At 47.0% G+C, this 22,565-nt stretch carries 20 protein-coding genes and 1 tRNA gene; 18 read left to right on the forward strand and 3 right to left on the reverse strand.

Translation table 11 applies throughout. From position 1 onward, the window contains the following. The first annotated feature begins 127 nt into the window (after positions 1–127). The 5 genes from AXX12_RS17780 (at position 128) to AXX12_RS17800 (ending at position 6,488) form a co-directional block, all read left to right on the forward strand. Positions 128–1,540, forward strand: coding sequence for an FAD-binding oxidoreductase (locus AXX12_RS17780; RefSeq protein ID WP_066245629.1), 1,413 nt, complete (start codon positions 128–130; stop codon positions 1,538–1,540). A 5-nt stretch (positions 1,541–1,545) separates the two neighbouring features. Next, positions 1,546–2,844 (forward strand): (Fe-S)-binding protein, encoded by a 1,299-nt coding sequence (locus tag AXX12_RS17785; protein WP_066245632.1) that lies wholly within the window; start codon positions 1,546–1,548, stop codon positions 2,842–2,844. After that, positions 2,841–3,617 carry a sugar phosphate isomerase/epimerase family protein gene (locus AXX12_RS17790; RefSeq protein ID WP_066245633.1) on the forward strand — a complete coding sequence of 259 codons (777 nt, stop codon included), beginning with the start codon at positions 2,841–2,843 and terminating at the stop codon, positions 3,615–3,617. The genes AXX12_RS17785 and AXX12_RS17790 overlap by 4 nt, the downstream gene beginning before the upstream one ends. Positions 3,618–4,100: 483 nt before the next feature. Further along, positions 4,101–6,017: a type I glutamate--ammonia ligase gene (locus AXX12_RS17795; RefSeq protein ID WP_066245635.1), complete on the forward strand. Its 1,917-nt coding sequence runs from the start codon at positions 4,101–4,103 to the stop codon at positions 6,015–6,017. Between the two features lie 6 nt (positions 6,018–6,023). After that, positions 6,024–6,488: an Lrp/AsnC family transcriptional regulator gene (locus AXX12_RS17800; protein ID WP_066245637.1), complete on the forward strand. Its 465-nt coding sequence runs from the start codon at positions 6,024–6,026 to the stop codon at positions 6,486–6,488. A gap of 79 nt (positions 6,489–6,567) precedes the next feature. Here AXX12_RS17800 and tpx read toward each other — a convergent pair whose 3' ends face one another. Next, positions 6,568–7,080 (reverse strand): thiol peroxidase, encoded by a 513-nt coding sequence (gene tpx / locus AXX12_RS17805; protein ID WP_066245640.1) that lies wholly within the window; start codon positions 7,078–7,080, stop codon positions 6,568–6,570. 73 nt (positions 7,081–7,153) lie between these two features. Continuing rightward, positions 7,154–7,744 (reverse strand): molybdopterin-dependent oxidoreductase, encoded by a 591-nt coding sequence (locus tag AXX12_RS17810; RefSeq protein WP_066245642.1) that lies wholly within the window; start codon positions 7,742–7,744, stop codon positions 7,154–7,156. Positions 7,745–7,962: 218 nt separating this feature from the next. On the opposite strand from AXX12_RS17810, the gene AXX12_RS17815 reads away from it, so the two are divergent. The 6 genes from AXX12_RS17815 to AXX12_RS17835 all read left to right on the forward strand — a co-directional run bounded on the left by AXX12_RS17815 (position 7,963) and on the right by AXX12_RS17835 (position 14,865). Next, positions 7,963–9,699, forward strand: coding sequence for an ABC transporter ATP-binding protein (locus AXX12_RS17815; protein ID WP_066245643.1), 1,737 nt, complete (start codon positions 7,963–7,965; stop codon positions 9,697–9,699). Beyond that, entirely contained in the window at positions 9,699–11,459 is a 1,761-nt protein-coding gene (locus tag AXX12_RS17820; RefSeq protein WP_066245645.1) for an ABC transporter ATP-binding protein, read from the forward strand. Before AXX12_RS17815 ends, AXX12_RS17820 begins: the two co-directional genes overlap by 1 nt. Positions 11,460–11,756: 297 nt before the next feature. Beyond that, a complete protein-coding gene (locus tag AXX12_RS19500) occupies positions 11,757–11,900 on the forward strand; it encodes a hypothetical protein (protein WP_156478715.1) in 144 nt (47 codons plus the stop codon). Positions 11,901–11,927: 27 nt separating this feature from the next. Next, a complete protein-coding gene (locus AXX12_RS17825; protein ID WP_066245646.1) occupies positions 11,928–13,151 on the forward strand; it encodes a Zn-dependent hydrolase in 1,224 nt (407 codons plus the stop codon). 9 nt (positions 13,152–13,160) lie between these two features. Further along, on the forward strand, positions 13,161–13,871 hold the full coding sequence (locus AXX12_RS17830) for a 2-phosphosulfolactate phosphatase (protein ID WP_066245649.1): 711 nt from the start codon (positions 13,161–13,163) through the stop codon (positions 13,869–13,871). A gap of 250 nt (positions 13,872–14,121) precedes the next feature. Beyond that, positions 14,122–14,865, forward strand: a complete 744-nt coding sequence (locus AXX12_RS17835) for a 3D domain-containing protein (RefSeq protein WP_066245651.1) — start codon at positions 14,122–14,124, stop codon at positions 14,863–14,865. Positions 14,866–15,078: 213 nt separating this feature from the next. On the opposite strand, the gene AXX12_RS17840 is transcribed toward AXX12_RS17835, so the two are convergent. Further along, positions 15,079–16,287 carry an alanyl-tRNA editing protein gene (locus tag AXX12_RS17840; protein WP_066245653.1) on the reverse strand — a complete coding sequence of 403 codons (1,209 nt, stop codon included), beginning with the start codon at positions 16,285–16,287 and terminating at the stop codon, positions 15,079–15,081. 129 nt (positions 16,288–16,416) lie between these two features. Between AXX12_RS17840 and AXX12_RS17845 the strand changes: the two genes are divergently transcribed. From AXX12_RS17845 to AXX12_RS17875, 7 genes are all read left to right on the forward strand, one after another. Continuing rightward, complete coding sequence (locus AXX12_RS17845; RefSeq protein ID WP_066245655.1) at positions 16,417–17,121, forward strand: L,D-transpeptidase family protein; 705 nt, start codon at positions 16,417–16,419, stop codon at positions 17,119–17,121. 110 nt (positions 17,122–17,231) lie between these two features. Beyond that, positions 17,232–17,717, forward strand: a complete 486-nt coding sequence (locus AXX12_RS17850) for a PaaI family thioesterase (protein ID WP_082816968.1) — start codon at positions 17,232–17,234, stop codon at positions 17,715–17,717. 1 nt (position 17,718) lies between these two features. Next, a complete protein-coding gene (locus AXX12_RS17855) occupies positions 17,719–18,459 on the forward strand; it encodes an alpha/beta hydrolase (protein ID WP_066245657.1) in 741 nt (246 codons plus the stop codon). Between the two features lie 67 nt (positions 18,460–18,526). After that, positions 18,527–18,973 (forward strand): DMT family transporter, encoded by a 447-nt coding sequence (locus tag AXX12_RS17860; RefSeq protein WP_066245658.1) that lies wholly within the window; start codon positions 18,527–18,529, stop codon positions 18,971–18,973. Between the two features lie 181 nt (positions 18,974–19,154). After that, positions 19,155–20,288 carry an acyl-CoA dehydrogenase family protein gene (locus AXX12_RS17865; RefSeq protein ID WP_066245660.1) on the forward strand — a complete coding sequence of 378 codons (1,134 nt, stop codon included), beginning with the start codon at positions 19,155–19,157 and terminating at the stop codon, positions 20,286–20,288. 49 nt (positions 20,289–20,337) lie between these two features. Then, positions 20,338–20,414 (forward strand) — tRNA-Val (locus AXX12_RS17870). A 237-nt stretch (positions 20,415–20,651) separates the two neighbouring features. Further along, positions 20,652–22,556, forward strand: a complete 1,905-nt coding sequence (locus AXX12_RS17875) for a P-loop NTPase fold protein (protein WP_066245662.1) — start codon at positions 20,652–20,654, stop codon at positions 22,554–22,556. Positions 22,557–22,565: the final 9 nt, after the last annotated feature.

Raw genomic sequence — 22,565 nt, forward strand, 5'->3', positions numbered from 1 at the left:
TGTGAGGTGCTCCGCATATTCTGCGGTTCGGCGACTCCGTTCTTTATGGTTGTTTTCTCTGGCTTTATGGCATGCTTTTTGCATTACCTGTTGCCATGATCTCAAGTATGAAATGGAGGCCTCATTCATGGATAAAAGCCATCTTCAGCAATTAGTCACGATTGCCGGCGAAAAATCTATTCTAACTGCGAAATCCGACATTCTCTGTTATTCCTATGATTCATCGTTAGAGTCACAATTGCAGCAGTACCTGCCATCGGCGGTATTTATTCCGGATAAGGCGGAAGCGATTCCGCCAGTGATGAGCTTTTGCCACCAACATGCAATACCTGTCATTCCCCGCGGCGCCGGCACCGGTCAAGCGGGCGGTGCAGTCGCAAAATACGGCGGCTTGATTATCGACTTGTCGCGTCTGAACAGAATCATCGAGATAGATACCGATAACCTCCAGGTAATCGTTGAGCCAGGTGTCGTTCATGCGGATCTTAACCAGGCGCTTGCCCCGTTGGGATTTTCCTTTCCCCCTGATCCCGGCAGCACGAAAATGGCGACAATCGCTGGCATGATTTCATATAACGCCAGTGGTATGCGGGCGATGAAGTATGGAACAACTCGAGAGTATGTACTAGGTCTCGATGTCGTGCTGTCAGATGGCCGTGAAATTCGCACAGGTGGTGTTGCCTGTCGTTCGCTCAAGACAGTGTCCGGCTATGACCTGACTAAACTGTTTGTCGGAGCGGAAGGCACCCTCGGCATCATTACTCGGGCCAGGCTGAAGATCATGCCGTTGCCGGAGAAAAAAGGTATCGCGATTGCCGCCTTCAATCAACTCGGTGATGCAGGGCGGGCGGTTGTCGAGGTTTTCCGTAATAAGATTGTTCCTTCGGCAATTGAAATACTTGATAAATCGGCGATTAAGGCGGCGTGTTTGTATAAGCCGAGCATCAAATTGCCTACTGACGTTGCCGCCGTACTGTTCTTTGAAGTGGATGGACCAGCGGCTGCCGTTAGTTACCAGGCACAGCGGGTCGCCGAAATCTGCGCCCCGATTGCTGCCCATGTAGAGTGGACAGATGCGCCGGAACAGGTGAAAGTACTCTGGGAGGCGCGCGGCGTCGTTGGCGCCGCCAGCGGTCGGGTTCGTCCCGGTGCTACTCGGGTCTATATTGGAGAAGATATTTGCGTGCCAATTACCAATGTCGGCGCTGCACTTGAGGGAATTCAACGTATTGGTGAAAAATATGACACGATTATTGTAACCTATGGACACGTAGCAGATGGCAATTTCCATTCCGCTCCAGTCATTGACTTAGAGAGTGAAGAAGAAATCCGCCGCGTTCGCCTGGTTGCGAACGAAATTCATGAATTGGCGTTAATGCTGAACGGAACCGTGACCGGTGAACACGGTGTCGGCCTAGTTCGTGATCAATACATGGAACGCGAGCATGGCGCCGCGCTTGAGGTCATGAGGACCATTAAAAATGCCCTTGACCCGAAAAACATACTCAATCCGGGCAAGATGGCGCTTGGAGGTAGGTGACAGACATGGAAAATAATGCAGCGCTTAAACGGAAAGTTAGCCAATGCGTTCGCTGTGGTCAATGTCGCTTCGCCTGCCCGATCTTCCGAGAAGCGGGTATAGAGTCGACGGTTGCTCGAGGCAAATTGGCGCTCTTACGTGATTATCTGGAGGGAAAAGATGTTCCGATAGAGGAAATCTCAGCCATTCTCTCGAAGTGTCTATTGTGTAAGACCTGTTCCGCGCAATGCCCTAGCGGAGTGCATGCGGACGAACTGATTCTAGCCGGCCGAGAACTTGCTGTGGCGAAAGTCGGATTATCGCCGATAAAGAAAGCAGTATTCGCCGTATTGCGGCGACGCGCGGTGTTTGATCTGTGCTTAACCGCCGCTGGACTGCTTCAGGACTTAGGCATTAAACGAAATACAGACGGACGTCTCGGCGCCGTCCAACGATTTCCGATGCCAGGCTTAAGCAAGCGCCGGGTTATTAGTCCTTTTGCCGCGAAGTCGTTGCGTAAACAGTTGCCAGAAGCGGTTCACGTTACCAATGCCAAAGCTCGCGTCGCTTTCTTTACCGGCTGCATGGCTAACTATATCTATACAGACTCCGGCAAAGCGACAGTTGATATCCTGACCGCTAATGGCATTGAGGTTGTGTTGCCAAAATTGCAACATTGCTGCGGATTTCCCCTGTTTACATCTGGTGACGTAGATAGTGGCAAACTACTGGCCAGGCACAATATTGACATATTCGCCAGTCTGGAAGTTGATGCAGTCATTACCATCTGCGGTTCCTGCGGTAGCGCTTGGCGGCATGAATATGCGCGTTTGCTTGCTGATGAACCGGAGTATATGGAGAAAATTGGGCGGATTGCTAAGAAGACTTATGACATTGCTGAATACCTGACTGAAATCCAACCCATGGACCCTAACCTGCTGGGTGAAGTGAATCTGACAGTGACCATACATGACCCCTGCCACTTAGGACGAGGCCTGGGGGTGATCAAGCAGGTGCGTAAACTGATTACCGCCATTCCCGGCGTAAAACTGAAGGAAATGAAAGAACCGGATCGTTGTTGCGGCGCGGGCGGTAGCTTCAATTTGACCTATTATGAATTATCACGTGACATTAATAATCGAAAACTCAACGATATTGCCAGCACAGCTGCGGATGTCGTGGTCACTGGCTGCGGTTCGTGCCGTATGCATCTGATTGACGGACTGTGTCAGAGGGAAATGCCGCAAAACGTTCTGCATACTACGCAGCTCGTTGCTAAGGCACTAGCGGAAAAACAGAAGAAACAATTGGAGGAATCGGTGTGAAGCTTTTACTCAGTGCAGTATTATGGGAAAAGCAATGCAAAGAGGGTTTAAGTCAAACCGAACTCGTTGGCTGGGCAAAGGATTTGAATTTGGCTGGTGTGGAGTTCCGCCCGTTTTGGCGTGATCAAGAATCCGAGGTCGACCAAGTTGCCGCTCTCATCGCAAAAACAGGACTGACTGCAGTTTATGCGGCAAATGATGGAATTTTGGCGGTAGACCAAGCTCAGACAATTCAAGCGTTGGCAGCTCTACGACAGTCGTTGGCCATCGCAGTACGCCTTGGAGCGAAGGTATTACGGATGAATGTCGCAACCGGCGCATTTGATGCCAGCTTAGCAAAAACTGACTGGTGGCTGGCGGCCATGCGGCAGATTCTGGCCGATGCCGAAAAAGCCTCTATTTTGCTGGCTGTTGAAAACGGACCCAGCAAAGACAAGGGTGACGCAGGCCTGCTGGCAGACTTGTTAGTGACAGTTGGTTCGCCAAACTTCAAGCTCACCTTTGACACAGCCAATTGGCTGTACTCGGGTGTTCAGCCGGAAAAAGCGTTGGAACAATTCTTGCCGTACATTGGCTATGTGCATTTGAAAGATGCAGTTTCCGAGCAGGGAGTCATGAAACACAGCCATCCTGGTACTGGTTTGGTTGATGTGCGTGGTCTTTATAAACAGCTACTATCTAATGGTTATAATGGTTTAGCGGCGCTTGAATTTCCCGGTGGAGACGATCCGTTGGGGCGGGCTCGGATCGTGGCAGACTATCTGTGCGGATGATCCGCTACTAGGAAACCGTTGCAAAACCTCCATCTGCGTTGCACCGCGAGGGGTATGCCGCCAACTCTAGGTCGCTAAAACGCCAAGAGTTGCGCGATCACGACTGCGTTTGCTTGCTTGCTTACCTTTTGTACGCCGCGCGGCGCAAGCCTCGCTGTTCCTAGCAGCTGAAGCTTTTTCAACTAGTCTCATGATTTGTTGGATGTCTGTTGCTTTTGCAACAGACTCCTAATGACGATTTGAAGTTTCACTTAATTAACTCATGTATGTCTGGATAAAAAAATTATAAAAAAACTTATTTTCCCCTCTAGACAAAATAAAAAAATGTGATATTATAGATTTATAAATCTCAGATAGTAAGTGAGTCGCTGTTGACTCCCCTGTTTTATTACAGGGGAGATTTGTCTTTTTTTGAGACCTAGCGACTACATTATTTCCCGTAGGTGCAAAATAATATAAATAATTTGGAGAGGTGAGGTTTTTATGAGAAACGATTTAATGTACGTTATCCCCGCTGGCAGCCATACTTCTGAAGCGATTGTCGCGATACTCGATTGTCATCCCGAGATTAAATTTGTCTCACTCGTCGGTATTGACCTGGCTGGGAACGACACAGACGAGAAAATTCCTGTTAAAATTTTCAAAAAGGATATCAACGATTTCTTTACCGGTAGTGCAGTCCAAACTGATGGATCGTCTGTCGTCTTGACTGGTATCGCCTCCTTAAATAACGCCAAGGTTGATATGCTGGCTGATCCAACAGTCAACTGGTTTGTTGATTATAATTATGAACATATAGATATCCAGACCGGCAAGCCGGTCGGCACCTTGCGCATTCCCGCCTTCCTGGAACATGACGGAGTACGCGTTGATTCCCGCTCTATACTAGCCCAATCATTGCAGTACGTCTCTAAGGAACTGCTAACACTACTGAAAAGCGGCAAGAAAATCTCCGGACTTGAGCATGTTAATGGCGAAGACGTAGAGGAGATCATTTTTACCTCTGGAACAGAGTTAGAATTTTGGATTAAGACCCCGGCTGAGAAGGCTCCTGTTGAAGAACTGTCTGCCACTCAGGCTATGCAGGAGAACTATTGGGCTCGTACCCGTGGCGATGCCCGCACTGCCCTGGAAGAATCGCTGTTGATGATGGCGAATTACGGCCTGGAACCGGAGATGGGACATAAGGAAGTCGGCGGATTAAAGGCACAGATTGACGAGAGCGGCGCTGTTACTCACGTGGTCGAGCAATTGGAGATCGATTGGCGTTTCGCTAATGCCATGCAGGCTGCCGATAATGAGCTTCAAGCGCGCATTCTGGTGAAAGAGGTATTCCGGGAAAATGGACTGGAAGTATCCTTTAAAGCGAAACCGATTATTGGTGTTGCAGGTAATGGCGAACATACCCATGTCGGATTTGCTGCTAAAATGAAGAATGGTAAAATTGTCAACTTGTTCGCGCCAAATGACATGAAAGCTGATTTCATGAGCGCAGTCGGTTATGGTGCCATCATGGGTGTTCTGAAAAACTATGAAGCCATCAATCCATTCGTTTCAGCTACTAATGATTCGCTTAATCGTCTTAAACCCGGCTTTGAAGCGCCAGTCTGTATCGTAACTTCGCTCGGACACAACCCGGCGGTGCCGTCCCGTAACCGTACCATCCTGGCCGGTCTTGTCCGTGATGTCAATAACCCGTTAGCTACTCGTTTTGAAGTCCGCGCTCCGAATCCCTTCACCAACACGTACATCGCGCTCAGCGCATTCTATTTGGCGATGGTTGATGGCGTTAAGGCCGCTGTGAGTGCCGGAAAAACGACCGAAGAACTCTTGGCAGAGCTTTCAAAAGATGCAGGTACGCCTGGATTCTATCTGGAGAAAGATCGCGCCTACCGCAGCGAGCATGATGTATTTGAAGACTATAGCGCTGAAGAGCGGGATCGACTGTTTGGTAAACCGCCTGCAACCGTTTGGGAAAACATGAAGGGTATTGAAAAGTATCCGGATAAGGTAGCTGTTATCACTGCCGGTAATGCCTTCCGCAAACCTCTGGTCGATGCATTCGTGAATGGTGCGTTGTTGCGTTGGAAAACAGAATTAACTACTCGCATCATTCCAGAAAATCTTGACATGATCCGCGAGTACCAATGCCTGCATAATCAAACAACCGGTACCGATGTTGATGATGAGAAGTGGGCAAAGATCAATGCTCTGCGCGTATACCTAGCTAAAGATTCGAAGGCGCAAAAGAGTCTGTTCTGCCGCCTCAAATCAGCCCTGGCAGCCGGCGAGTATGACGCCGCTTCCGATATGCAAATTGAGATGTCCGCTAAAATGGAAGAGTTGAAGTCTATGTACAGCAACTACAAAAAGAACATGATTGACTGCTGCATAGAATAATTTACGATGGATGATATTGATCGACGCATCCTCGAATTGCTGCAAAACGATGGTCGCATGACGATGAAAGATTTGGGAGGGCAAATTGGCCTAACCAGTCCTGCGGCCATCGAACGTGTGAAAAAATTGGAAGAAAGCGGTATCATTCGTGGTTATGCTGCAGTCGTAGATGTCAAGAAAATAGGTTCATCGTTGCGAGCCTTTTTCTTAGTGAATTGCTCTTGTAGTTGTCGCCAATTTGCTGAATTTGCCGCCGCGCACGAACAGATTCTTTCTTGCCACCGCATTTCAGGCAAATATTGCTATCTAACTGAAGCTGTTGTGAATGGCATGGCCGAACTGGAAGAATTGCACGAACAATTGCTAGAACTTGGCTCTGTCGAAACCCTTATTGTCTTGTCTTCACCATTTGATCACAAGACAGTCCGGCTTCAGAACGCTAACCTGCCGAAAGCGGCAGGCAACGCTTAATAAGGAAGATAACAAACAAAACGGCCCATTCCCAACTACGAAGGGAATGGGCCATTCTTCTTTGATCAGGCTTTGAAAGCTACAAGCACGCTTTAACTGCGGCCATCACCTTATCATACTGTGGCTGTTCACTAATAACCGGCACATACTCCACATAGCGAACCACGCCTTCGCGGTCAACCACAACTGTGCCACGGGACAGCAGGCGTAGTTCTTCGATCACGAACCCATACTTCAAGCCGAAGTCCAGATCTTTGTGGTCGGATAGCGTTTTTACGGTGCTGATATCCTTGGCAGCGCAATACTTTTTCAATGCAAATGGCAAGTCAACACTGACAGACAGCACAACTAAACCATCAATTTTTGCTGCATCTTCATTGAACCAACGGGTCTGTATGTCGCAAACCGAGGTATCAATCGAAGGTACTACACTGATGACGACAACTTGTCCTTTGAGCTCGCTTAATGAAAATGGGGTCAGATCAGTAGTTAGAGCGGTAAAATCAGGGGCTTTTTCGCCCACTTTAACTTCGTGGCCGACCAAGGTAATCGGCTTCCCAGCAAAAGTAACAATTCCTTGACGTTTTTCCATTACTAACAGCCTCCTCAGAACTTTTGACTATATTTTACCATAGGAGTAAAAAGAAATCAATAACTATTATCCGTTAGAAATTAGTTACCTCGCCGCCAGGAATGGGGTAATACTGGCCGGAATTAACATCAAAGGTTTCACCTGGTTCAATCTCTGCCCGGTGCGAATAGCCGCGGAGCTCCCAATAACCAGTGCGGTACTTTTCGAGAAATTCAATCCGACACAACCATTTGCAGCTTTTATAGCCCCACAATTGAGGCACGACCATACGTAGCGGGCCGCCGTATTCAGGCTCTAACGCCTGTCCACCTGCTCCCCATGCCAGCAGAGCCTCGCCCTCCTCGAGATCCTTCAGCCAAACAACGGTAGTATAGTCGGCTGGACTGGCGAATAATACATAGCGTGCTTTCTCTTGTACCCCGATCGACTTAAAAAAGTCTCGCCACAAGATACCATTCCAGTCTGCCCGTACAGACCAGCCGCTAACCGAGGTTAAGCGGCGATTGACTGTCGCTATCGGGAATTGTTGCTTGAGCTCCGCCAAGCTAAAAGAAAGCGGTCGGTCGACCAATCCGCTTACCTCAAGCCGAAAAGTTGCAGGATCAATGTGTAATATTCCTTCAGCCGCAAAGATGGGAGTCTTTAGGTCAGCTAATATACTCATTGCTTATTCCTCCAATAAAGCCATCTTCCTTTTCGCAGCTTGTGCTTGCTGCTATACGCACTGGTAACTTCTGCCCCTCAGCGCACTCTGTGTACTCTGAGGTTCGTGATTTCCGTTACCCTAATTATCCCATGGTTTTTCTTACCACTATCATACCATAAAACAGCAGGAAAGGAGGTCGCGCGCGGCAAACTATATATAGACACGATGGAGGATTTATGAGAATTAGTAAAGACTGGCGACTATTAGCCCCGTTTTTTTCACAGCACTGGAAACGTTATGTTTTCGGCATTATGCTGTTGATCGTGGTCGATGCCCTGCAACTGCTTATTCCCCGTTTAATTGGCCAGGCTGTGGATGCAATCGCCGCTGACAGCAGTTCTCTGACTCAGGTGTTGCTTACGCTTTTGTTAATCGCTGTCATTATTGCTGGTCTCCGCTACGGGTATCGGGAATGCATTATGGGGGCCACCCGGCGGTTGGAATATTTCCTGCGGGAGATAGTGTTTAATCATGCTTTGCGCTTACCTTTAGAATATTATGATCGACAGGGCCCGGGCGCATTGATGGCATTATTGACGAATGATGCATCAGCGGTGCGTATGACTTTCGGCTTGGGCTGCATTCTCTTGATTGACGCTGTATTTATGGCAGCCTTATCGTTAGCTATCATGGGTAGCTCGATTAACTGGAATTTGACTTTGCTTGCGACTCTGCCACTGCCAGTCATTTTGTTGGTAGCTACCTACATGGGCAAAGCTGTGCATCAGTCGTTTCGCACAGTGCAGGAGAGTTTTTCCGCATTGACCGACTATTCGCAAGAAGTATTTGCAGGCTTTCGGGTCATTAAAGGGTTTGCGTCAGAAGAAACCGTCAGTCATCGCTTCGCTGCTTTGAGTCAGAAGAATATGGATGCAGGCATGAGATCGTCAAAAGTCCAGGCGGCGTATATTCCGTTGACTCATGCTCTGCCATTATTGTCCTATGCGATTACCTTATACTTTGGCGGTAGACTAGTGATTAATGGTGGAATGACCATTGGTGATATGGCCGCATTCCAAGGCTACTTGGGGCTGATCATCTGGCCAGTCATGGGATTGGGTTTTCTATTAAATACGTTGGAACGGGGAGCGGCCTCGCTCGCGCGTATCGCTAATATCCTTGATGTTCCTGCTGTGGAGGCCGACGAATGTGACGAGAATTGTGCCGAACTGTTAGATGCGGGCGTTGAGCTGCGCAATCTAACCTTTTCTTATCCCGCCGCGATTGCCCCTACATTATCAAATGTAAGTCTGCAGGTTGCTCCCGGGGCATTTGTCGGCGTGGTCGGACGAACAGGTAGCGGCAAATCCACTTTGCTGAAAGTGTTGCTTCGCTTATATGATGCCCCGCCAGATAGTGTTTTCATCGGCGGTAGAGAAATTCACGGAATAGGTTTTCGACCATTACGGACGGCAATTGGCTATGTACCGCAGGATAGCTTGTTATTTTCGCGCACCATCGGCGAAAATATTGCGTTTGACAAAAGCTATTCACGCCGCGAAATTGAGGAAGCTGCAAGGCTGGCTGTCGTTGACGAAGATATTGATGAAAAGCCGCAAGGCATGGAAACTGTCTTAGGTGAAAAAGGAACCAGGCTGTCAGGCGGGCAGAAACAACGCGTAGCCATTGCTCGCGCCTTGATAAAGAACCCCGCGATCTTGTTGCTCGATGACGTGTTTTCGGCGCTCGACTACCGGACCCAGGACAGTTTGCTTTCGCAGATGAAACTATTTCTTGACGGGCGGACCTCAATTGTTGTGTCCCAGCGGGTCGCGGCTGTACGCAACGCCGATTTGATTGTCGTAATGGACGCAGGCAGGATTGCCGAGCAGGGGACACACGGAGAATTATTGGCCCGGCAAGGTCTGTATTATCGGTTATACGAACAACAGATCGTGAATGGAGACGAATAATGGCTCGATATTTCCAGACAAAAGACTATGAGAGAACTGTACCAGTAAGTATGAAGCTTCTCAAGTTTTTATGGGGTATGTCGCAACCGATGCGACTGTATATGTGGGTTGCGCTTGTTGTTATGCTGCTGGCGACCGGCTTTGACTTGATCCGTCCCTATCTCATGAAGGTCGCAATCGACAGCCACATGCAAACCGGCAATATCGAGGGCCTTGCCCAGTTGGCAGCTCTATACGCTGCTAGCATTGGCGCAACTGCTATGTTTTCCTATATTCAAACTGTTCTGCTGCAATATATCGGCCAGACCATCATTCTTGGCGCCAGACAAAAGATATTTCGTCACCTGCTTTACCGCCCCTATGCTGAGCTGGAAGGACAGCCTGTCGGTCGGATGGTGACTCGAGTTACGAATGATACAGACGCATTAAAGGAATTATATACTGATGTCATTGTATCGTTTGCCAGTAATATTCTTACTCTGATTGGCATTATGCTAGTTATGCTAGCTCTCGACTGGCGGCTGGCTCTGGTTTCTTACGCCATGCTGCCACTTATGGTGGCTTCAACGTTATTGTACCAACGCTATGCCCGGCTTGCCTATCGCCTGGTCAGAGAAAAGACCGCATTGGTAAACAGCTTTGTGCAAGAAAATCTAAACGGTGCACCGATTGTCAAGGCGTTCGCCCGCTTCCAGATAACTGGGGAGGAATTTCGCAAATTGAGCGATCAGTATTTAGCCGCCGGTCTTAAGGAGATGCGGACTTTTGCGATATTCCGGCCGCTAGTTGACCTGATTTATACCCTAGCCGTGGCTATGGTACTTTGGCTGGGCGGCTGGGACGGGAAAACTGGTCTCGAAATTGGCGTCTTGGTTGCATTTCTTCGCTATGTGGAGAAATTTTTTTGGCCAATCAGAGACTTAGCTGAAAAATTCGGTTCCCTTCAGTCCGCATTAGCTGCGGCGGAACGAGTGTATGACCTGCTGGCCGAAGAGCCATCTCCTGAAATGACGCCATGTACTGAACCACTTGGTACCTTTCGGGGTAGTGTCAGTTTTGAGGACGTGTGGTTTGCCTACCAAAACGAGGACTGGGTTTTGCGTGGTGTAACAATCAATATAGAACCAGGCGAGTTTGCCGGTGTAGTCGGCTTGTCTGGTTCTGGGAAAACTACGCTAGTGAACTTGCTGTTGCGGTTCTATGAACCGCAGCGCGGCGTCATTCGCCTGGACGGAATCGACATCCGGGATCTGCCGCTGCCAGTAATAAGACGGAAAGTGGGCGTTGTTTTTCAAGATGTTCATTTATTTCAAGGCTCAATCGCAGACAACATTAGTCTATATCATCAAGAAATTAGCCGCAGTAGCGTCGAATCTGCTTCCCGTATAGCCAGTCTGCATGCAACGGTGGCCCAGATGCCACAGGGTTATGACACTCTGATTGGCTATCAAGGCGCTTTGCTATCGGCAGGTCAGAGGCAACTTCTCTCTTTAGCCAGAGCACTGGCTTCACAGCCCGATATTTTGGTGCTGGATGAAGCGACTTCGAATATAGATAGTCAGACCGAACAGCATGTTCAAGAAGCGCTTGCCGCTATATCTGAGCAACGCACGATCTTAGCAGTAGCCCATCGTTTGTCCACAATCCAGCAGGCAGACAAAATCTTTGTCATGTCTCGTGGACGAGTGGCGGAAGCAGGCAGACATGCAGATTTGTTGGCTAAGCGGGGATTATATTTCCGGCTTTATAGCAGTCAATAACATATGTTCCAAATTAATCGCATTCGCGGCAAATTGTATTGTCCTAGTAGCTCGTCGCACTTAAAGTTTGAGATTAGATTGCGAGGATTTTTTCGTCCTGCGAGGCGGAGAAGCCGCGCATATCGGACATATGCAAGGCGACGACAACGAAGCAGGACGGAAAAAGACCGCAATATAAGCCATATTTTTAAGTGCGACGAGTTACTAGTGCATTCTAGGCAGGAGGTTCCGTGTTAAGCGCAGAATGATTTCAATAAAATATTAAGCAAAAAAACCGAAATACAGGAGGGGATATTCATGGGAAAAGGCATGGCAAAGCACCTGACAAAACGCGCATATCACAAACATGATTCTGACTCCCTAAACCGTACAGCACTTCTGGTCGGAGGCGTATCGGCAGTGGTTATTTTACTCCTGATTATCGGTTCACGATTATTGTAAGCACGTTCATCTAAAGGAGAGAAATCAATGACAAATACATGGCTGCAAAAATGTATCGAAGACATCGCGAAATTTGGCGCAGGCGAGCGCGGCATGGACCGCTTGGCCTTCACTGAGTCTGACCGCCAGGCGAGGCAATATGTGATAGACCTAATGCTGGAAATGGGCATGACAATCCGCGAGGACGCATTTGGCAATGTGATCGGCCGATTGGAAGGGACCGATCCCCATGCCGCTCCAGTTGTGACCGGCTCACACATCGACACAGTTCCAGACGGTGGAAAATACGATGGAGTTGTCGGTGTGGCTGGCGCGTTGTATGCAGTAAAAAATCTACAAACACGCGGCCCGCTAACCCATCCGGTCGAAATTGTTGTCTTCATGGCGGAAGAATCTAGTCGTTTCGGCTTTGCGACAATGGGCAGCAAGGCAATGGTTGGGCAAGTTAACCAGACGCTTTGGAGCAAGGCAAAAGACAAAGATGGAGTGACTTTAGCTGAGGCCATGCGTACGTTTGGTCTCGATTTTGCTAATATCAAGAAAGCTGTTCGTAAACCCGGCGATATCAAGGCTTTCGTAGAAATGCACATTGAACAGGGACCTGTACTTGAGGCTACTGGCAAAAAGATCGGCGTGGTCACAGCCATTGCGGCGCCGACCCGCCTAAAAATCACTGTCAAAGGTTTTGCGGCTCACTCGGGTACAACACCGATGGAAGACCGCCAGGATGCATTAGTCAGCGCGGCTATGATTGTACTGGCTATTCAGGAGATAGCGCTGGAACAGTCGCGTCATGGCACCGTTGGAACAGTGGGAAATTTAAAAGTCCACCCGGGAGTAATGAATGTTGTTCCCGGCCTAGTGGAGATGTGGGTCGACATTCGAGGCGTCAACCATGAAAGCATTATCGAATGCCTACAAGATGTAAAAGATGCGATTTCGACAATTGCCGAAGGACAGGAAACGCCAGTAGCGATTGACATCCTTACCTCGGATAAGCCGGTTCAATTGCATGAGGAAGTCCGTACAGTCATTACCGAAGCCGCCAAATCCTGCGGCGCTTCCTATCAAGACATCCATAGCGGCGCCGGTCATGATGCGATGAATATCGCTCTGCTCGCACCCACAGGCATGATTTTCATTCCTTGCCGCCAAGGTATCAGCCATAATCCTGAAGAATACGCCGACCCGGAAGATATACAGATTGGCGCCGATGTATTGGTCGAGACCTTGTACCAGCTAGCGAAATAGGAACTATTTATGCAGATCAATGTATGCCTGACCCCAGGCGAATACGTAATCGAACAGTATAGAGACTGGAACGCTGTGGTCATTGATGTGTTCCGGGCGACCAGTTCCATGGCGGCGGCATTCGCTAATAAATGTGCGACCGTTATTCCGGTTGAAACGGTAGAAGAAGCGCTGCAGAAAAAGCAAACTCAACCAGATGCACTGCTTGCTGGTGAACGCAATGCGCTGAAAGTAAACGGTTTTGACCTAGGAAACTCACCGCCTGAATTTACCGCTGATGCAGTTCGCGACAAAACGATTATCATGTCAACAACGAACGGTACTGTTGCACTGGTTAAAGCCGCAGAGTCCGCTGCTGTATACACTGCATCGTTCGTCAACGCAGCCGCAGTTTGCCGTACACTGCGTGAACACAGCCGTGATACTGTTCTTATCTGCGCCGGTCGCAAAGGCGAATTCGCGTTAGAAGATGCCCTCTGTGCAGGACTGCTGGCAGATCGTCTGGCTGATTTGGCGGCTCTTAGTGACTCGGCTCAATTTGCACGCTCGGCTTACCGGGAAGTCAGTCCGCAGTTGTTGCAGCGTGTATCTGAATCGCGCCACGCTCGTTACCTATCCGAAATTGGCTTAGGCAAGGACGTTGCCTGGTGTTTGCAGTATGATATTTTTGATGTTGTCCCTTGCTTTAGTAAAGGAAAAGTGAGAGTTGTTCCGGGTTAGTAGCCATTCATCCCAATCTCCTGTCATTATTAAGGAAGACTCTTTTTGGAAGATCGCCTGCTTTCTCGTGTCATCGCGAGCAAAGCAAGGCGATTTTCTTCGTTTCCTCGCCTTTTCCCCACCCCTATAAAACCTTTCATGATTGCTGCGATGACGCCCTCACTGCCAAATACTGCTTGTATATGTTATGAAAACATTATGATATACTGAAGAGGCCAAAAAATATACACTCACCAGAAGGGAGAAGGTTATGCAAAAAATATTCGTCGCAGTACTCGCGGCTGCTATGCTGCAATTAGCTACCCCGGCCGCTCCGGTTTCCGCTGCATCATTAGAACAACGCCTTTTCGAGCTGGTTGCGCAGAACCCCAATCTCCTGCAACAAGCCATTGAAGTAAAACAAGACCTGGATCAAGGCAATAAAGATGCCGCGTTGAATAAAGTAGCCGCGGCTGTGGTCGCTAATAATAACAGTGAAGTTGTTTCTATGCTGGCAGATGGAACCCTAGTTGAAACCGTTAGCACCCAAGTTCGCCAAGGGGTCGAGGGTCGAGTCCGTCAACAAGTAGAAGAACAGGTTGTCCCTAAATTACTGCCATACCAGAGTCAAATCTCAACTGTGGCCAAGCTCCTCAATATACAGTCGCCGCTAACTCCGTCCACTGTTGTCGAAAGCGACACTCAGACTGGCGCACCAGACAACTATAAAAAGGTTGTCGATATGACTGCCACTGCCTATGCGCCCGGCTCTGAAGATAACGGCAAATGGGGAGATCTCACCTATATGGGTGGCACTGTCAAGAAAGGCGTCGCTGCAGTAGATCCAAGCGTTATTCCGATGGGAACTCGTCTTTGGGTTGAAGGATATGGTGAAGCCATTGCCGAAGACCAAGGTAGCGCGATTAAAGGCGACCGGATTGACCTGGCGTTCAACACCAGACCGGAAGCTTTGGATTATGGAATACAAAAAGTCAAAGTTTACGTGTTAAAATAAGCAAAAGAAGGTAGCCATAATGGCTGCCTTCTTTGTTTACTCAGCTTCAGCAATAAATATAAGGAACGGGGAACACTAGCGCCACGAGACGACACTAGCGTTACTACACGATAATCGAATAAGGGTGTTTTTGTGTCGCTCGTGTATCGCCAGTGCCGCTTGTGTTCAACGTACTATGGATACTCAGTTACACAGATCGTGTAGCGGTTCATCTCAGTTTTCCAGAAACCGTTTCGCTTCCGTTAGCGCCTCATCCAGCACTTCTTGCAGTTTATCCGGACTGGTCGTACCACCCTGCGCCAGGCGCGGGCTGCCGCCGCCTTTGCCGTTCAATTTGGCAAGCGCGGCTTTTAGCAGTTTACCCATATCCAGTCTGTCTGTATTTGTAGCGAAAACCAGATGCGCCTTGGCTGCACCTGGGCTGATGGCGGCGACGAATGCGGCCGCTGGGACAGTGGCGGTAAGATTTTTGGCCAGTTGTGCTGCGTCATTTGGTGGTGCATCTTGCAAGCAATGGGCAACCATGTGGATGTCTTTATATAGCGGAGCTGTTTGCAGTAAGGCGGCTGCCTGAAACTGACTAAGCTCTAAACGGACTGTAGTTAGCTCTTTCGTCAGAGAATCTATTTTAGCTAGACGCTGCACAAACGCTTCTGCTAATTCTTTTACTGGAACGGACAAATTGCTAGCCATTTCCTGAACCAAATGATGTTTTAACTGATAATCGGTCAACGCTCGTTCGCCGCAGACAAAGTCGACTCTGACTGCATTATTCTTTCTTTCCCAGCCCAGGATTTTAATCATACCAATTTCACCGGTAGATTTGACATGCGTACCACCGCAAGGACAGCAATCAATATTCCTGACGCTGACCAACCGTAGTTGGGCGAAATTCTTAGCTGGCGGCTTGCGTAGCTGATAGCGAACCAAGTCTTCAACCTTAACCCATTCGGCCGTGACTGGCATGTTTGCGTATAAAGCCAAATTCGCCGTTGCTTCCGCTTCGGCCATTTGTTCTGGCTTCAAATCGGCGATTGCTACATCGATCTGCGTCGAGTCTGTGCCTAAATGAAAACCAACCGTCGCTGCTTGGCACTTATCATCAAACACGGCAGATAGAATATGTTGTCCACTATGCTGCTGCATATGATAAAATCGTCTGGACCAATCAATTCTCCCAGTCACCGTTTCAGATGCAGGCGGCTGTTGCATCACATGGATGACAGATTCACCTTCCTCGCGAACAGCCGTGACCGGCAGGCCGTCGATGTCACCGATATCGCAAGGCTGGCCGCCACCTTCCGGATAAAATGCAGTCCGGTCGAGAACAATCTCCCAGCCGTCGGCAGTTTGCCGCGACTCGAGAACTACAGCTTGAAACTCTTGGATATACGCATCTTGAAGATAGAGCTTGTCTGTCATACTATCAGTCCTTTCTTATACCATTATAGCCCAAATCGGCAGCGCGAAAAATAGCTGAAGCCGGGATATCTTGGGCACTAGCCACATATATATTTCTGAACGAATCAGCAGTAATGAGGTGGCGGGGCTGTGTATATCACGCGCAAGAGACAGACGTTTTTTTGGTGCGGTGTTTTGCTAGTGGGAATTATTATCAGCATGATTGGCTTTGATTATATGGATGAGGTTGACTTTGCTGCTTTGCCTTCTCAGCCATCCGCAACGCCGACAGGTCAATTGAGTCTTATCATCAAGGTAAATGAACGCATTCTTGAAGTTCACCAAGATGGGCAGTTTTTTAAAAAATACCGAATTGCTGTCGGCAAAAGCGAGACACCTACCCCGATTGGTGAATGGAAAATCGTCTGGAAAGATTATAACTGGGGTACTGGGTTTGGCACCCGCTGGATGGGACTGAATGTTCCATGGGGAATATATGGAATTCACGGCACAAATAAGCCCTGGTCGATCGGGCAATTTGCCAGTCACGGCTGTATACGCATGCGAAACAAGGATGCCGAGGAACTATTTGAATGGGTGAATATCAATACTCCGGTACGGATCGAGGGCCGTAAAATCAAAGTCCAGCGTCAGCTAAAACATAAAACAATGGGCTCTGATGTGGTCGCTTTACAAATGAAGTTAAAAGAGCTTGGTTATCTTAGTACTCAGGAGCGAGCAGACGGCATCTTTGGCCGAGCAACTGATGAAGCGGTAAAACGCTTCCAAAACGAGCGCGGTTGGCCCGAAGATGGAGTTGTGAACAAACAGTTACTTGATATATTAGGACTATAAAAAGGAAAATAGCATGAGTTTGGCGTATTTAATAATGATATATCTATATAGGCAGATCTCTGATAACTAGTCGGACACTTTTTTTACTGCAACGAAAGGACTGTTTTTTCATGCATATAGCCGCTCGCAAAGGGCAAGCCGGAAAGGCTTCTGGAACTGATTCCAAAGATGCCCTGGATTTAGCCAAATTCAAAGAATATCTTGTAAACCATTATGATAGCAATCCCTTTGTCAACCTGTTAAAAATGAGCATTGCCGATGTAGGCGAAGGCAGGGTGGAAATCACCATGCCTGTCATTCATGATATTCATACTAATCTTTACGGAGTCGCTCATGGTGGCGCTCTTGCCTCTCTGGCAGATACAGCCATGGGAATCGCTTGCGCCACACTCAGAAAGCGAGTTGTCACCTTGGAATTGAACATCAACTATATACGTGGTGCTGCCGTTCAACCTGCTGTTAAGGCAATTGGCGTTGTCGTCCACAATGGTTCTCGCACAATCGTAACGGAATGCGAGATTCTCGACCAAGAAAATGCGTTGCTGGCTAAAGCCAGAGCAACGTTCTTTATTATCGGTCAGTTTGAAGGAGCTTAATATGCAAGATATTAGCATTCAATCCCATTCCGGAACACTTGCCGGCGTACTACATCCGGCGCCAGATCCTGAATCTGACGCTGTACTAGTTATTTGTCACGGCTTTCGCGGCAGCAAAGACGGCGGCGGTCGGGCGATCATGCTTGCAGACGCGGTGGCTGCCATTGGCGTAACCGTAGTTCGTTTTGATTTTACACCGCATGAAACCTTGACTCAACAAATTGCCGAAATTAGTAGTGTGGTTGAGTTTTGCCGTGAATGTATCGGAACACGGATATTTCTGTTAGGACGCAGTATGGGCGGCAGCGCTGCTCTCGCATTTGCGGCGCAGGATGGCGCAGTGGCGGGCTTATGTTTGTGGGCAACCCCTTGGAACCTAGATGAGACGTTTCAGCTTTCTTTAGGTGAGTACTATCATAAGCTGGCTCAGGGCGAAGGAGTCGTGCTTGAGGACGAATACGGGCGGGCTTCCCTAACCCCGAAATTAATTGAAGATATGCGACACTATGATTTGCTGAGCTGTGTGCGTGAGATTGGAAACACTCCGGTCCTAATTCTACATGGTGATAAAGATGAAATTGTACCACTGCGCCAAGCCAAAGATATCTACCAACTCGCGACTGGTCCCAAACGCTTGACAGTTATCGAAGGCGGCGATCATCAATTTACTTATCATTATGAACAACCGCAGCGTGAGCTACTTAACTGGCTCAAACAGACGATGAGTGGAACAAAAGAATAACTTTGCTAAATGTAGGCAACACTATCAGAAGGTTATGCAACAATTCTGATGAGTGGAGTGTGCACCAATGATATCAGGGAAGCTGATCTCTTTGCTAATTGCGGCCCTTTCTGGTGTATTAATGGCTGTACAAGGGTCGCTAAATACTTCTCTTAGCAAAACGATCGGTCTAATGGAAATGGCGTTTGTAGTCAATGCAACCGGCGCTGCTGCATTGGCGGCTACGCTTTTTTTGTTTCGTATGGGAAACGGCGACTTCGGTGTATTTAGCCATGCGCCTTGGTACTCCTTCTTAGGAGGCATTATCGGAGTTGCTATCATTTATCTAGTCGCGGCCAGCATTCCTGCTGTTGGCATGTGTAATGCGACAACCGCTATTATCGTCGGTCAAGTTCTTACAGCCATTCTTATCGACCACTTCGGAGCGCTCGGATTGCAGAAATATCATATTGGTTGGGAACAGTTTGTTGGATTAGGGCTGTTAGCTGTAGGGGCAAAGCTGTTAATGCGGTAACAGGAACAATCAGATGATTTCACAGGGTGTAACATATCTCGTTCATTTCTTTCAATTATCGTAGTAACAAAAGTTATTAGCAGGTGACAAAAAACATTTTATACGATATACTTATCTTTAGGATTTTTCGCCCATTCTGCAGAAGATATAAATATGCAGTTTGCAATAAGGAGGATCAGGAATGGATTTTAACTTTACTCCCGATCAGCTTGCTCTGAAAAAAATGACGCAAGAATTTGTCGCTAAGGAAATAACACCCTATGCTCTTGAGATGGACCACAACAACGAAATGCGCCCTGGCCTGCTAGAAAAACTCTTTGAGGCCGGCATTCTAGACATCACAGTTCCCGAAGAATACGGCGGACCGGGAGTAGACGCCCTTTCCATCGCTTTTGTTTATGAAGAATTGGGTAAAGGCTGCGCCGGAGTAGCTACCTCGGCGGCGGCAAACGCACTGGCCTCCTATCCAGTGTTGCTGATGGGAACCCATGAACAAAAAGAACTTTTTTATTCGTATATTACTAATGGTAAACTCGGCGCATTTGCGTTGACCGAGCCGGCAGCTGGCTCTGATGCAGGTGCAGTCGCAACCACAGCTGTCAAGGACGGCGACGACTACATTCTTAATGGTACCAAATGCTTTATTACCAACGGCGGCACAGCCGATGTCTTTGTCATTTTCGCCAATACCCGCAAATCTGCCGGTATCCGCGGCCTAACCGCGTTTATTGTTGAAAAGAAAACCCCTGGTTTCTCAGCTGGCAAAAAAGAGGACAAGATGGGCATTCGCGCCTCGAATACCTGTGAGCTTATTCTTGATAATGTGCGCATTCCCGCAGCCAATCGCCTCGGCCGCGAAGGCGAAGGCTTCAAAATCGCCATGAAGACCCTTGATGCTGCCCGGCCTTTCGTTGGTGCTGTGTCTGTTGGTCTCTGCCAGGCAGCCTTTGACGCCGCAGTCAAATATTCAAAAGAACGCCAACAATTTGGCAAGCCTATTGCCTCATTCCAACTCGTCCAGGCAATGATCGCTGACATGGCCATGCAACTCGAAGCTGCGCGTCTGTTAGTTTACAAAGCCTGCTGGATGAAAGACCAAAATGTAGAATACACCAAAGAGTCTGCTATTGCCAAATGCTTTGCGGCCGACGCTGCTATGAACATTACCACCAATGCTGTCCAAGTCCTCGGCGGCTACGGTTATAGCAAACATTACCCTGTAGAGAAATACATGCGTGATGCCAAGATCATGCAGATCTATGAAGGCACTAATCAGATTCAAAGATTGGTTATCGCGAACAACATTCTTTACTAGAATGTCTTGACAAGCTAGGTTCACCATAATATAATAGTTTATGTCGCTAGGGGTTATAGCTCAGTTGGTTAGAGCGCTTCGTTGACATCGAAGAGGCCAGCGGTTCGAGTCCGTTTAACCCCACCAGTAAAATCAAGACTTCGCAGTATTTTGCGAAGTCTTTTTATTTACCTAGACGTGTAACGCACTTTAATGAACTGGTGGATAATGGTAGTATAATCGTAAGAATATACTAATGTTGTAGGAAATATGTAAAATAATATCGTCGAAATTAAATAATCTTATAAGAGGATTAAGATTGGTAGCGCATGGTGTGGGGATTGCCATTTGTTACATTACCATATTTAAAATAGGAGGTTTATAATGCAAGGCTTAATTGATGTAGTCCTAGAATATATAGAAAAGGAAAAGACTAGCTATGCTATTTTCATTAATGGACGGTGGGGTACTGGGAAAACCCATTTCTGGGATAAATCATTAAAACTGGCAATAAAGGAAAATAAAAAGAAATCTCTTGACCCTATATATGTATCCCTCTATGGGATTGCTTCTGTTGAAAAAATTTCGGAGAAGATATTTTATTCAATACATAATGTTAAGTCTGCAGCAGATTGGGTGAATGCCGCTAAGTCGGTTGCTGAAAAGTACAGTGGTATTTCGTTCAAAGTACCGTATGATAAGATGATTGACTACTCTAAATATGTTGTGTGTTTTGACGACCTAGAGCGAGTTAATATGGATATTAAAGAAGTATTGGGATATTTTACGAGTTTAGTGGACAGGCAGTCAGCAAAAATTATAATTATTGGCTATGAAGAAGAATTAGAAAAACACTTCTTGACAACAAATATTGAAGCAAAGATGGAAGTTGCCTTATCTACACTTAAAGATGACGAACGCCAAGATAAAAATAAGTTAATAGCTAAAACAAGAGAGTTGTTTAATGACTATAGCGTTTTTAAAAGGATTAAAGAAAAGTTGATTGGAAAGACCATTGAATTTACTCCAAATTTTGATGGCGTGATAAAGGAAATCACATCTGAATACAACGGCAAATACGGAGAATTTTTGAAAGATAATATAAGCCTAATTCTTGATACATTTATTGTAAGCGAAACTAGAAACTTACGAATACTAAATTATGCTTTAGATGATTTTCAGAAGGTTTATCTCCATATTATTACCAATCATAAGTCGGTCTCGGCTGAATTATCGGTAGATATGCTTAAATTCTATCTGTCATCCGCATTTGAGATTATGACAGGAGTCTATACAAGGGACGATTATAATAGCTACACGTCAAATAGCTATTGTGTCCTTGAACTTTCTGAAGAACAGATGGAAAGCATATCTGATAAAAAGGGGGAGCAAACAAAGGCGAAATCTCTAGCCCCTTTCTTACAGAAGTATTATCCAGCTTCATACAGCGAATATCCTTTTTACCCATCAATTTGGGGAATGATTTTCAATGGAATTTTTGACAGTGTTCAATTCGACAAAGAAATTGAGACTAGATACTATCCGCAGAGTGAAGAGGATATAGTTGAAAAGTTCTCAAGTTCTTACTGGGAATTTTCGGATGAAGAATTTGCAGAAACAGCAAACTCTATCTTAAGGCGTATTGAAATGGGCGAGGTACATTTTTCGCAGTACCCTAAATTGTTTTTTGCTTTTGAAGCTTTAGTCAAAACAAAATCAGTGCCACTGACAATTGAGGAATTAAAAACTCTTTTTAAGACAGGTATGGACATTATCGGTAGAAACGAGTGCATCCCAGTTAGTTTCGATACGAACTTTGAATTGTTTGATAAGAATGTTACTGGAAATTATAAGGAGATAAAGAACTATGCTTTTGGAATAAACGAACGTCTTGAAGGAAAACAAGTACATGCTACAATAAATGAATTAGAAACTTTACTTAAAACAAACGTAGATGAATTTTGTAGACTGGTTGGCTCAAAAGAAGGGGAATATAGTCTGCTGAAAATATTTAAGTTTTTATCTGTTTCTATTATTATGGAATTTGTTAAAAATGCAGAAAATAAGGATTTAATCAAATTTAGGAATGCAATGGAACGAAGATACGGTTTTTCGAATATAAGTGATTATTATATGGAGGAAACTGAGAATCTACTAAAACTTAAAACTGAGATAAGTGCATTACTTATAGAGCGTCAGCAGTCGGGTATATTCTCGCTAAAGGTACACCTCATACTGGTATTGTTAGACACAATTTCATCTGTGATTAGTCGACTTGACCGTGCATAATCATAGTGG

The organism is Anaerosporomusa subterranea, from assembly GCF_001611555.1.
Taxonomy (GTDB): domain Bacteria; phylum Bacillota; class Negativicutes; order Sporomusales; family Acetonemataceae; genus Anaerosporomusa; species Anaerosporomusa subterranea.

Bases quoted from the DNA above. Each gene is read 5' to 3' on its own strand.
- AXX12_RS17830 (WP_066245649.1), top strand. From the start codon at position 13,161: ATGCAGATCAATGTATGCCTGACCCCAGGCGAATACGTAATCGAACAG.
- AXX12_RS17850 (WP_082816968.1), top strand. From the start codon at position 17,232: ATGCATATAGCCGCTCGCAAAGGGCAAGCCGGAAAGGCTTCTGGAACT.
- tpx (WP_066245640.1), bottom strand. From the start codon at position 7,080: ATGGAAAAACGTCAAGGAATTGTTACTTTTGCTGGGAAGCCGATTACC.
- AXX12_RS17825 (WP_066245646.1), top strand. From the start codon at position 11,928: ATGACAAATACATGGCTGCAAAAATGTATCGAAGACATCGCGAAATTT.
- AXX12_RS17875 (WP_066245662.1), top strand. From the start codon at position 20,652: ATGCAAGGCTTAATTGATGTAGTCCTAGAATATATAGAAAAGGAAAAG.
- AXX12_RS17835 (WP_066245651.1), top strand. From the start codon at position 14,122: ATGCAAAAAATATTCGTCGCAGTACTCGCGGCTGCTATGCTGCAATTA.
- AXX12_RS17865 (WP_066245660.1), top strand. From the start codon at position 19,155: ATGGATTTTAACTTTACTCCCGATCAGCTTGCTCTGAAAAAAATGACG.
- AXX12_RS17815 (WP_066245643.1), top strand. From the start codon at position 7,963: ATGAGAATTAGTAAAGACTGGCGACTATTAGCCCCGTTTTTTTCACAG.
- AXX12_RS17860 (WP_066245658.1), top strand. From the start codon at position 18,527: ATGATATCAGGGAAGCTGATCTCTTTGCTAATTGCGGCCCTTTCTGGT.
- AXX12_RS19500 (WP_156478715.1), top strand. From the start codon at position 11,757: ATGGGAAAAGGCATGGCAAAGCACCTGACAAAACGCGCATATCACAAA.
- AXX12_RS17840 (WP_066245653.1), bottom strand. From the start codon at position 16,287: ATGACAGACAAGCTCTATCTTCAAGATGCGTATATCCAAGAGTTTCAA.
- AXX12_RS17810 (WP_066245642.1), bottom strand. From the start codon at position 7,744: ATGAGTATATTAGCTGACCTAAAGACTCCCATCTTTGCGGCTGAAGGA.
- AXX12_RS17855 (WP_066245657.1), top strand. From the start codon at position 17,719: ATGCAAGATATTAGCATTCAATCCCATTCCGGAACACTTGCCGGCGTA.
- AXX12_RS17780 (WP_066245629.1), top strand. From the start codon at position 128: ATGGATAAAAGCCATCTTCAGCAATTAGTCACGATTGCCGGCGAAAAA.
- AXX12_RS17785 (WP_066245632.1), top strand. From the start codon at position 1,546: ATGGAAAATAATGCAGCGCTTAAACGGAAAGTTAGCCAATGCGTTCGC.
- AXX12_RS17795 (WP_066245635.1), top strand. From the start codon at position 4,101: ATGAGAAACGATTTAATGTACGTTATCCCCGCTGGCAGCCATACTTCT.
- AXX12_RS17820 (WP_066245645.1), top strand. From the start codon at position 9,699: ATGGCTCGATATTTCCAGACAAAAGACTATGAGAGAACTGTACCAGTA.
- AXX12_RS17800 (WP_066245637.1), top strand. From the start codon at position 6,024: ATGGATGATATTGATCGACGCATCCTCGAATTGCTGCAAAACGATGGT.